Annotated in this window: 9 protein-coding genes; all 9 read left to right on the top strand. The window is 50.8% G+C overall.

The genetic code is table 11. From position 1 onward, the window contains the following. Positions 1–245 (top strand): hypothetical protein (locus tag OH31_RS15205; protein ID WP_206773615.1); only part of this gene is annotated, 245 nt, incomplete at its 5' end. A 305-nt stretch (positions 246–550) separates the two neighbouring features. Further along, complete coding sequence (gene rimP, locus OH31_RS12360; RefSeq protein ID WP_019883794.1) at positions 551–1039, top strand: ribosome maturation factor RimP; 489 nt, start codon at positions 551–553, stop codon at positions 1037–1039. Between the two features lie 39 nt (positions 1040–1078). Further along, positions 1079–2545: a transcription termination factor NusA gene (nusA, locus tag OH31_RS12355; RefSeq protein ID WP_019883793.1), complete on the top strand. Its 1467-nt coding sequence runs from the start codon at positions 1079–1081 to the stop codon at positions 2543–2545. Positions 2546–2612: 67 nt separating this feature from the next. After that, positions 2613–5312, top strand: coding sequence for a translation initiation factor IF-2 (gene infB, locus OH31_RS12350; protein ID WP_024930970.1), 2700 nt, complete (start codon positions 2613–2615; stop codon positions 5310–5312). Then, positions 5312–5668, top strand: coding sequence for a 30S ribosome-binding factor RbfA (gene rbfA, locus OH31_RS12345; protein ID WP_019883791.1), 357 nt, complete (start codon positions 5312–5314; stop codon positions 5666–5668). The genes infB and rbfA overlap by 1 nt, the downstream gene beginning before the upstream one ends. A gap of 18 nt (positions 5669–5686) precedes the next feature. Then, positions 5687–6586, top strand: coding sequence for a tRNA pseudouridine(55) synthase TruB (truB, locus tag OH31_RS12340; protein ID WP_024930969.1), 900 nt, complete (start codon positions 5687–5689; stop codon positions 6584–6586). A gap of 99 nt (positions 6587–6685) precedes the next feature. Then, positions 6686–7708: a histone deacetylase gene (locus OH31_RS12335; protein WP_242402280.1), complete on the top strand. Its 1023-nt coding sequence runs from the start codon at positions 6686–6688 to the stop codon at positions 7706–7708. A 48-nt stretch (positions 7709–7756) separates the two neighbouring features. Then, positions 7757–8071, top strand: coding sequence for a hypothetical protein (locus OH31_RS12330; protein ID WP_024930967.1), 315 nt, complete (start codon positions 7757–7759; stop codon positions 8069–8071). Between the two features lie 99 nt (positions 8072–8170). Next, on the top strand, positions 8171–10204 hold the full coding sequence (locus tag OH31_RS12325) for a TonB-dependent receptor (RefSeq protein WP_024930966.1): 2034 nt from the start codon (positions 8171–8173) through the stop codon (positions 10202–10204). The last annotated feature ends 49 nt before the right edge of the window (positions 10205–10253 follow it).

Genomic DNA, 10253 nt, shown 5'->3' with positions numbered 1-10253 from the left:
ACTCTTCGTATGCGAAAGTAGGTCATCCCCAAGCTCCTATTCTAAAAAGGCCTCAACACTCGCGTGTTGAGGCCTTTTTTATTGCTTCAAAATATCTGAAGGCGACACCTTGCATAGGCGCAGCAGCAGTAGATACAAAACAGAGATGCTCTGCTTGTAAAAACCTGCTCATTCTGGAAATCAATACTTTGCATTTTGCGGGCAGAAAAAAACCCGGTGCAAGCACCGGGTTAAAGTCTATTTAGATATGCTCAAAATAGACTGCCATGAAATCTGTACTGCTTATTGTTTGCACCGCTTGGGCGGTTGTTAATTAGAGTCTTCTCCCTCGTTTTAAGTATAGTAAAAGACTCGTGGGCCGCTGTCATTGACCCAAGTGGGCTATTAAAAAATGAGGGTGAATTCCTGGTGATTTGCTGCGTTACGTTGACTGCTGGGCATCGCATGTCCAGCTTTGAATTTAAAAGGAAATTTGGTATAATCGAAATGATAGATGGGCGTTACGCCCATTTTTTGTTTTCGGACGTAACGTTTTGAATTAAGGGCGCGTATGCAAAACCTGCATTCGGTGGTTGAAAAGACGGTTACCCAGTTGGGGTATGAGTTGGTTGATTTTGAAACAGCCAATCGTGGCAAGTTGCTGCGCGTGTTTATCGACAAACTCACGCCGAAAGACAATAAAGACAGCGTGACGATTGATGATTGCGTGTTGGTCAGCAATCAGCTCGGTAATGTATTGACGGTCGAGCTGGATATTGATTATGACCGTCTTGAAGTGTCCTCTGCCGGTTTGGATCGTGTGTTGAGCAAAGAGACGGATTTTGTGCGCTTTGCCGGTGAGCGTGCGCAAATCAAATTGCGCATTGGTATTCAGGACGATGGCCCTAAAGCGACAAAAACCAGCCTGCCAAGAAAAACATTTCTGGGGCTGTTGCAAGGGGTCGAAGAAGGTAAGGTAGTAGTTGAGTGCGATGGCTGGATTTATAGATTGTCGCTGGATAATATTGATAAGGCTCGTTTGAGCCCTGTCTTTGATTAATTTGTTATAGCTAATCCGTACGGTGAGTTGGAGATTACGATGAGTCGTGAATTATTGTTGTTGGTTGATGCCCTTGCACATGAAAAAAATGTGGATAAAGAGGTGATTTTTACTGCCTTGGAACTGGCATTGGCTTCGGCAACGAAAAAGAACCATGAAGAAGGTGCTGATATCCGCGTGGAAATTGACCGCGAAACCGGTGAGTACGCAACCTTTAGACGTTGGCAATATGTGGAATACGACCTGCTGGAAAGCTCTGCTTACCAATTCGATGAAGAGGATGAGCGTGCAGCCAGCAGACAGATTGGTGATTACTACGAAGAGCCATTAGAGTCGATCTCCTTTGGCCGTATTGGGGCACAAGCTGCCAAGCAAGTGATTTTGCAGAAAGTGCGCGAAGCTGAGCGCGAGCAAATGATTCAGGATTTCCTGGCCCGCGGTGAGAGCCTGGTGACTGGCGTGATCAAGCGTATGGAAAAAGGCAATGCGATCATCGAAGTTGGTCGTATTGAGTGCCTGTTGCCTCGCGAAGCCATGATCCAGAAAGAAAACCTGCGTGTCGGTGACCGTGTGCGTGCTTATCTGTCTCGCGTCGATCGCGGTGGCCGTGGCCCGCAACTGATACTGTCACGCGTGGCGCCAGATTTCCTCAAGCGCTTGTTTGAGCTGGAAGTGCCGGAAATTGAAGAAGGTTTATTAGAGATTCGCTCTGCGGCACGTGACCCGGGCTTGCGCTCTAAAATTGCGGTTAAAACCAATGATCAACGCCTGGATCCAGTTGGTACTTGCGTTGGTATGCGTGGTTCACGCGTACAGGCAGTCACGTCTGAGCTCGGTGGTGAGCGTGTAGATATCGTGTTGTGGAGTATGGACCCGGCGCAGTTTGTGATCAATGCACTGGCCCCGGCTGAAGTGACCTCCATCGTGGTTGATGAAGATGCGCACAGCATGGATGTGGTTGTGAATGAAGAGCAGTTGGCCGTCGCCATTGGCCGTAACGGTCAAAACGTACGCCTGGCTTCAGAGTTAACCGGTTGGAATTTGAATATTCTGACTGAAGAAGCAGCTGCACAGAAGAGTCAGGATGAGTACGCTAAGATCAGCCAGTTGTTTATTGAAAAGCTGGACGTGGATGAAGAAGTGGCTGATATTCTGGTGCAAGAAGGCTTTAGCACGCTGGAAGAAATCGCTTATGTGCCATTGGCTGAAATGTCTGAAATCGAAGCATTTGATGAAGATACCATCAATGAGTTGCGCTCGCGTGCGCGTGCGGCTTTGCTGACAGAGGCCATTGCCAAAGAAGAGAAGGTCGAAGAAGACACCAACGACTTGATGACACTGGACGGCATGGATGCAGATACAGCCCACAAACTGGCTGCGAGCGAAATCCACACCAGTGAAGATCTGGCTGAGCTAGCCGTCGATGAGTTGGTCGAGTTGACAGGAATAGATGAAGAGCGTGCCAAGTCATTGATTATGACCGCACGTGCACCTTGGTTTAAGTAACCTATGCGGTTAAGACATCATGCATACATCTTAATTAAAAAATAAAGTAATTGAACTGGAGCAGTACATGGCACTTTCAACCGTCGCACAATTTGCCGCAGAGCTGGGTCTTCCAACGACTCTGCTCATCGAGCAACTGAAAAGCGCAGGCGTTAATAAAACGTCTGTGGATGATTTTTTGGAAGAAGGTGACAAGGCTGCCTTGCTGGATTACTTGCGTAAAGAGCATGGTGCGGCGAATGCCCCCAAAAATAAAATCACTTTAACCCGCAAACAAAACACCGAGATCAAAAAACTCGATAGTTCAGGTAAAGCACGAACCATTCAGGTAGAAGTGCGCAAAAAACGCGTGCTGGAGCGCCCGGAGCTTGGCTATGACCAGCCAGTAGATGCTGCGTACGATGAAGCTGAAAGTGTTTTGCCTGAGGTGTTGGAAGAGCTGCCACCAGAAATTGAAGAAGTGGTTGTTGAAGCGCCCGTGGTGGAAGAAGTGCCTGAAGTCTTACCAGAGCCGGAACCTGAGCCAGTTGAAGTGCCTGTTGCTGAAGCTGCGCCTGTGGCGGAAGTCCCGGTGGTCGTGAAAAAAGCGGCTGTGCTTTCTGCACAAGAAATTGCCTTGCGCGAGAATGAAGCTGTGCGCGCTGCCAAATTGGCTGCCCTGCAAGCTGAGGATGTGAAGCGTAAGCAGGCATTGACCCTGCGTCGTGCTGAAGAAGAGGCCAAACGCCAGGCTGAAGCAGAAGCGGCTAAAAACAAACCGGCCGCGACCAAATTGTCTGAAGGTACATTGCACAAGCCAGCGAATAAAGTCGCTGACAAGCCTGAAAGCAAAGACAAGAAAGCCAAGACCGATAACCGCGATTGGACTGACAACGAAAATAAAAAACGTGGCATTAAAACCCGTGGTGATGCCCCTGCTGCTGCTGGTGCCCAAGGCTGGCGCACACCCAAAGGCAAGCATCACAAATCAAGCAAAGATGATCAGCACGCATTCAATGCGCCAACTGAGCCCTTGATCAAAGAAGTCATGGTGCCTGAAACGATTTCAGTGGCTGATTTGGCACATAAGATGTCAGTGAAGGCTGCCGAAGTGATTAAGGCCTTGATGAAAATGGGCATGATGGTGACCATCAACCAGGTCTTGGATCAAGACACCGCGATCATTCTGGTTGAAGAAATGGGCCATAAGGCACAAGCTGCCGCCGCTAATGACCCTGAGAGCTTCCTGGAAGAAACCGAAACGGTTGAAGCCGTGATGCAAGCGCGTCCGCCTGTCGTTACCGTTATGGGTCACGTTGACCATGGTAAAACCTCGTTGCTGGACTATATTCGTCGCAGCCGTGTTGCATCTGGCGAAGCCGGTGGCATTACACAGCATATCGGTGCTTATCACGTGGAAACCCCGCGCGGCATGGTCACTTTCCTCGATACCCCTGGTCACGAGGCGTTTACCGCCATGCGTGCACGTGGTGCCAAAGCGACTGATATTGTGATTCTGGTGGTGTCTGCCGATGATGGCGTGATGCCACAAACCATTGAAGCGATTCACCATGCCAAGGCAGGTAACGTGCCTATCGTGGTCGCGATCAACAAGGTCGATAAACCAGAAGCGCAGCCAGAACGCGTCAAAAGTGAACTGATTACACATGAAGTGGTGCCGGAAGAATATGGTGGTGAAGCCATGTTCCGTGAAGTGTCCGCCAAAACCGGCAAAGGAATTGATGAGTTATTAGAAGCTGTGTTGTTACAGGCTGAAGTGCTTGAACTGATGGCACCACAAAACACCCCGGCCACCGGCCTGGTGATTGAAGGTCGCCTGGATAAAGGCCGTGGCCCTGTGACTACCGTATTGGTACAGTCCGGCATATTACGCCGCGGCGATATGTTGCTGGCGGGTACCGCTTATGGTCGCGTACGTGCCATGTTGGATGAGAACGGCAATGATATTAAAGAAGCAGGTCCTTCTATTCCGGTAGAAGTGCTTGGTTTGTCTGATGTACCGAGTGCCGGTGAAGAGACCATTGTGTTGAATGACGAACGTAAGGCACGTGAAATTGCATTGTTCCGTCAAGGCAAGTTCCGTGATGTGAAACTGGCTAAACAGCATGCAGCCAAGCTGGAAAATATTTTTGAAAATATGGGTGAAGGCGCAGTGCAAACACTGAACCTGATTATCAAGTCAGATGTTCAGGGTTCTTTCGAAGCCTTGACCACCAGCTTGCAGAAACTGTCTACCAGCGAAGTGCGCGTCAATATTATTCATACTGCGGTGGGTGCGATCAGCGAGTCTGATGTGAACCTGGCTGCGGCGTCCAAAGCGGTGTTGATTGGCTTTAACGTGCGTGCTGATGCCGGTGCCCGTAAGTTGGTCGAGAACCTGGATGTAGACCTGCGCTACTACAACATCATTTACGAAGCTGTCGATGAAATCAAGGCGGCCCTGGGTGGCATGTTGGCGCCTGAGCAGAAAGAGCAAATGATTGGTACGGTAGAAATCCGTGAGGTTTACCGTATTTCTAAAGTGGGTGCTGTGGCTGGTTGTTACGTACAGGATGGTATGGTTAAACGTAACTCCAAAGTACGCGTGTTGCGCAACAATGTGATTATTCACACGGGTGAGCTGGATTCGCTGAAACGCTTTAAAGATGACGTTAAAGAAGTCAAAAACAACTTCGAGTGCGGCCTCTCTCTCAAGAACTACAACGAGATCGAAGTGGGCGATATCCTGGAAGTCTACGAAGTCGTTGAAGTGGCTAGAACGCTGTAATGGCCAAGGCATTTTCCCGCAATGACAGAATCTCTGAGCAAATGCGCCGTGAACTGGCGGATTTGCTCATGTTCGAGGTCAAAGATCCGCGCGTGCAGATGGTCACTTTGACTGGGGTCGAGGTGACTGGTGACATGGCACACGCCAAGGTTTTTTATACGGCGCAAAAGAATAGCAAAGGCTTGCAGGCTGGCCTGGAAAAAGCGGCAGGTTTTCTGCGTTCGCAATTGGGTAAGCGCATGATGATACGTACTGTGCCACAATTGCATTTTGTCTATGACGAATCCATAGACCGCGGCATGCATATGGACAAGCTGATCAATCAAGCTTTGTCCGATACGCCTCCGCAAGACTAATTTTTATCCTCTTCAGCTATGCAAATCAAACGCATTAAACGCGCCATAAGTGGTGTGTTATTGCTCGACAAGCCGTATGGCTTTTCCTCCAACCAGGCCTTGCAAAAGGTCAAATGGTTATATCAGGCGCAAAAAGCCGGGCATACCGGCACGCTGGATCCTCTGGCAACCGGTGTGTTGCCGATTTGCCTGGGCGAGGCAACCAAGTTTGCACAGCATTTAACCGATGAAAATAAAACCTATGTCGCCACAGTCAGGTTTGGTGTCACCACAACGACTGGCGATAAAGAAGGTGACGTGATCAGCCAGGTGGACTGTCATATCACGCGCGAAGATGTTGAACGTGTGTTGCCGCAATTTATGGGTGAAATTACCCAGGTGCCGCCCATGTATTCGGCACTTAAAGTGAACGGTAAGCCTTTATATGAATACGCGCGCGATGGTGTCGAGCTGGAGCGTGCGCCACGCCAAGTGACTATTCATGCGCTACGCGTGCTGGGGTGTGCTGATAACAGTGCAGAGATTGAAGTGTGCTGCAGCAAGGGCACTTATATTCGCACCCTGGGTGAGGATATTGGTAAAGTCTTGCAGGCAGGGGCGCATTTAACGGCTTTACGCCGCACGGCGACCGCCACTTATCAAATTGCGCATACAGTGAGCATTGAAGCACTGGAGCAGATGACCGCTGAACAGCGTGATGCCTTGCTGCTGCCGGTAGATACGGCGATCACGGCTTTACCCAAAATCCTGCTGCAAGAAGATGCGGCTTATTATTTTAAACAGGGCAATCCGGTGTGGGTATCAGGCAGTATTCCGGCAGGTGAGCTGCGCATTTACAGTGAAGCTGGCCTGTTTCTTGGCGTCGGTTTTCAGCAGCGTGATGGTCGCGTCGCGCCGAAGCGCGTCGTCAATCTATAAGCTGACCAGCTGACTTGCCACTGTCGCGGCAAGTTTCTACAATCATAGGCTTACTCTATTGGGCCAGTATCCATGAGGCGATGCCTTACTCCGCTTGTGTTGAGTCTCTTGCTGCCTTGTTTGCCTGAGGCTGCGGCGCAAGGTGACGTATCCGCCGCCCCGGCCAAGACGACCATTAGCATACTGTACGACACACGTTTTGAAGCCCATGATCCTGGGCCCGATCACCCGGAGCAAGCGCGCCGCGTCAGTGCGATTGTGGAGCGATTGCAGCATAGTGCGTCATTGCGGCCGTTTTTACGCTGGCCTGCGTTTGCTGCGGCTACGCGCGAAGACTTATTGCGTGTGCATAGTGCCGCCTATCTGGATCTACTGGATGCCGAACAGGCACGCGTCCATGCCGGAGCGCACCAGCCGCTTAGCACCGGTGACACCGTGATCTCACAGCACTCGGTAGCCGTGGCGGCATTGGCTTCCGGGGCGGGGATAGCCGGTATCGATGCAGTGATGACACAGCAGTCAGCGGCGGCATTTGCCCTGGTACGGCCACCCGGGCATCATGCCACCCGCGAGCGCGGTATGGGGTTTTGCCTGACCAATCATATCGCCGTCGCCGCGCGTTATGCGCAACAACGTTATGGCATTCAACGCATTTTAATTGTCGATATCGACGTGCATCATGGCAATGGCACACAGGCGATTTTTGAGGCAGATAACAGCGTTTTTTATTTCAGTGCGCATCAGCACCCGCTATATCCCGGCAGTGGCCGTCCTTCTGAGCAGGGTATTGGTGCCGGGCTCGGCTACACGATGAATGTGGACGTACCCCCGGGCAGCAACGAGCAGGTGCTTTTGCACGCATTAGACCAGCAGCTGGTGCCTGCCATGCAGCAATTCCGTCCGCAACTGATCCTGGTATCGGCCGGGCTGGATGCACATGCGGGTGATCGTTTGGGCGCGTTGCAATATTCTGATGAAGGCTATGGCAGGATCGCTACCCGTATTAAACAGCTGGCGGATACCTACGCGCAAGGGCGTATGCTATGGATGCTGGAAGGCGGCTATGTGCCCGCGCAAAACGCCAATGCCGTGGAGTCTATCCTCGCGGCATGGCTGCATTAGGCGTGACCGTTCACTCAATTGTCATAAATATATGTTAATATATTCAATATGTTAAAGCGTTTTTATGTCTATTTCCTGTTGTCGGTGCTGTTTGCCATTGCGCAAACCGGCATTGCGACGCACGAAATCAGCCATATCAAAGAGCTGACGCAACAGTCTCAGCCTGACAAAAAACAAGGCAATGAACCTTGTACCTTGTGTATCAGCCTGGCACATGCCGCAGCTGCGCTGACGCAAACGCCGCAGTGGAGTTTGCCTCCACTCAACGGATTTACGCCTCCAATCGCCGCGGTGTTCGCGGTCGTGACCAGTTGCGTCGCCGTTTATTCTGCGCGCGCCCCACCTTTCATTATTTCCGCCTGATATTAATCGCGCTCCTGGATTGGCATTAGCCATCTCTGGCGCTTATTTATTCTGAGTACAGTGCAACGCGCACTGTCTCTATCGTGTCTGGAAATAACAATGAATATGATCAACAGCATGACGCCACATTCCTGGCGTCAAAAACCGCTATGGCTAGCGATGATGGCCGCATTAACCACCCCTGTCTTCGCTGCAGATAACACTTCAAACATCGATCTTGATCAAGTCCCGGTCACGGGTAATCCTTTAGGTGTCGCTTCTGATGATATGGTCGTCCCTGTGTCGGTGATTGGCGGGCGCGAATTGAGTTTGCGTCGCCAGGGCACATTAGGTGAAACGCTCAATGGCATTCCAGGCGTTACTTCTACACAGTTTGGCCCTAATGCTTCACGCCCGATTATCCGCGGCATGGATGGCGAACGTGTACGTATCATGCAAAACGGTGTTGGCGTGCTGGATGCGTCTTCCCTGAGTTTTGACCATGCCGTTGGTATTGATCCGCTGATTATTGAACAAATTGATGTGGTACGCGGACCTGCGGCTTTGCTCTATGGCGGTAGCGCCATGGGTGGTGTGGTGAATGCCATTGACCATCGTATTCCCAAAGAGTCACTCGATGGCTATACCGGTCGTGCGGAAGCGCGGTTTGGTGGGCCGGATAATACCCGTAACGGGGCGGCAGTGATGGATGTCGGTAACGGCGTATTTGCGCTGCATGCAGATGTTTACAGCCGCGAAACCAGTGACCTGGAGATTCCTGGTTATGCGGTTTCAAAACGTAAAAGTCGTGCAGACGGCACGGCGCGAGATAGCAAAGGCAATGGCAAACTGAATAATAGCGATGCGCTCGCTAATGGCGGTGCATTAGGGGCGGCCTGGACCTTTGATACCGGTTACCTCGGTGTGTCTTATGCAGACTCCAATAATAACTATGGCACGGTGGCAGAAGACAATGTGCGCATTGACATGCAAAACAAACGCCTGGAGTTAGCGGGTGAGGTGCGTGATTTAAAAGGGCCCTTACAAAAACTCAAGCTGCGTATGGCGCACACAGACTATCAGCACGTTGAACTGGAAGATGGCGTGGTCGGCACTACGTTTAAGAACCGCGGTGTCCAGGGTAGCCTGGAAGCAACGCATGCTTCTTTTGCCGGGATTAATGGCGTGTTGGGTTACCAGTTCCAGAATACGCGTTTCCAGGCACTGGGCGAAGAGGCATTTGTGCCTAGCGTGACCACGCAAGACCAGTCTGTGTATGTGTATGAAGAGTATGCGATTAATCAGCACAAGCTGACGTTTGGTGGCCGTACGGGTGAAACAACCGTTAATTCAGCGGATAGTGCCAATTTTGGCGCTGGGCAAAATAAAAGTTTTAATCCTAGCAGCTTTGCCTTGGGAGGGCTGTATGCCATTAATGACAGTTGGAACGCCACGTTCAACCTGTCACATAACGAACGCGCGCCAAGTTATTTTGAGTTGTATGCCAACGGGGCGCATATTGCCACTGGCCAATTTGAGGTGGGTAGCACGCAGCTTAAAAAAGAGCGTTCGAATGGCATAGATGCGCAACTGAAATGGAAGTCGGGAGGCAACAGCGTCACTTTGGGCGCTTATGCGACCAAGTTCCAAAATTTCATTGGCGTGTTTAATACAGGCAACTCGGTGCTGGTTGATGGCGAATTGTTGCCTGAAGCTGAATTTAGAGCTGTCCCAGCCCTATTTAAAGGCGTGGAGCTGGAAGGCAAGTTTGCCTTGAATGATGAGTGGGCGCTGAAGTTGCGTGGTGACTATGTGCATGCCAAAGACACGCGCAATAATGACTATCTGCCGCGTATCTCACCTTTGCGCCTGGGTGGCGGTCTGGATTACCATCTGGGAGGCTGGAATGCGCGTCTAGATGTGTTGCATGCCTTTAAGCAAAACGATGTGGCTGAGAACGAGTTGAAAACCAACGGTTACACCAACCTGAGTGCTCTGGTTGCGTACAAGTTGCCTGTGAAATATCACGTCGAGTTATTTGCCAAAGCCAATAACCTGCTCAATGATGAGATTCGCGAACACGCATCTTTTCTCAAGGATATTTCGCCAGCAGGCGCACGGTCTATCCTGCTCGGTGCCAGGGCTGATTTCTAAGGTAAATGGATGAATAAAAAAGGTTGGCATTGCCAACCTTTTTTATTGC

Origin of the sequence: Methylophilus sp. OH31, from assembly GCF_000576615.1 — a bacterium.
Taxonomy (GTDB): domain Bacteria; phylum Pseudomonadota; class Gammaproteobacteria; order Burkholderiales; family Methylophilaceae; genus Methylophilus.
Note: the sequence above shows the minus strand (reverse complement) of the source record. Positions and strands in the feature narration are given on the sequence as shown.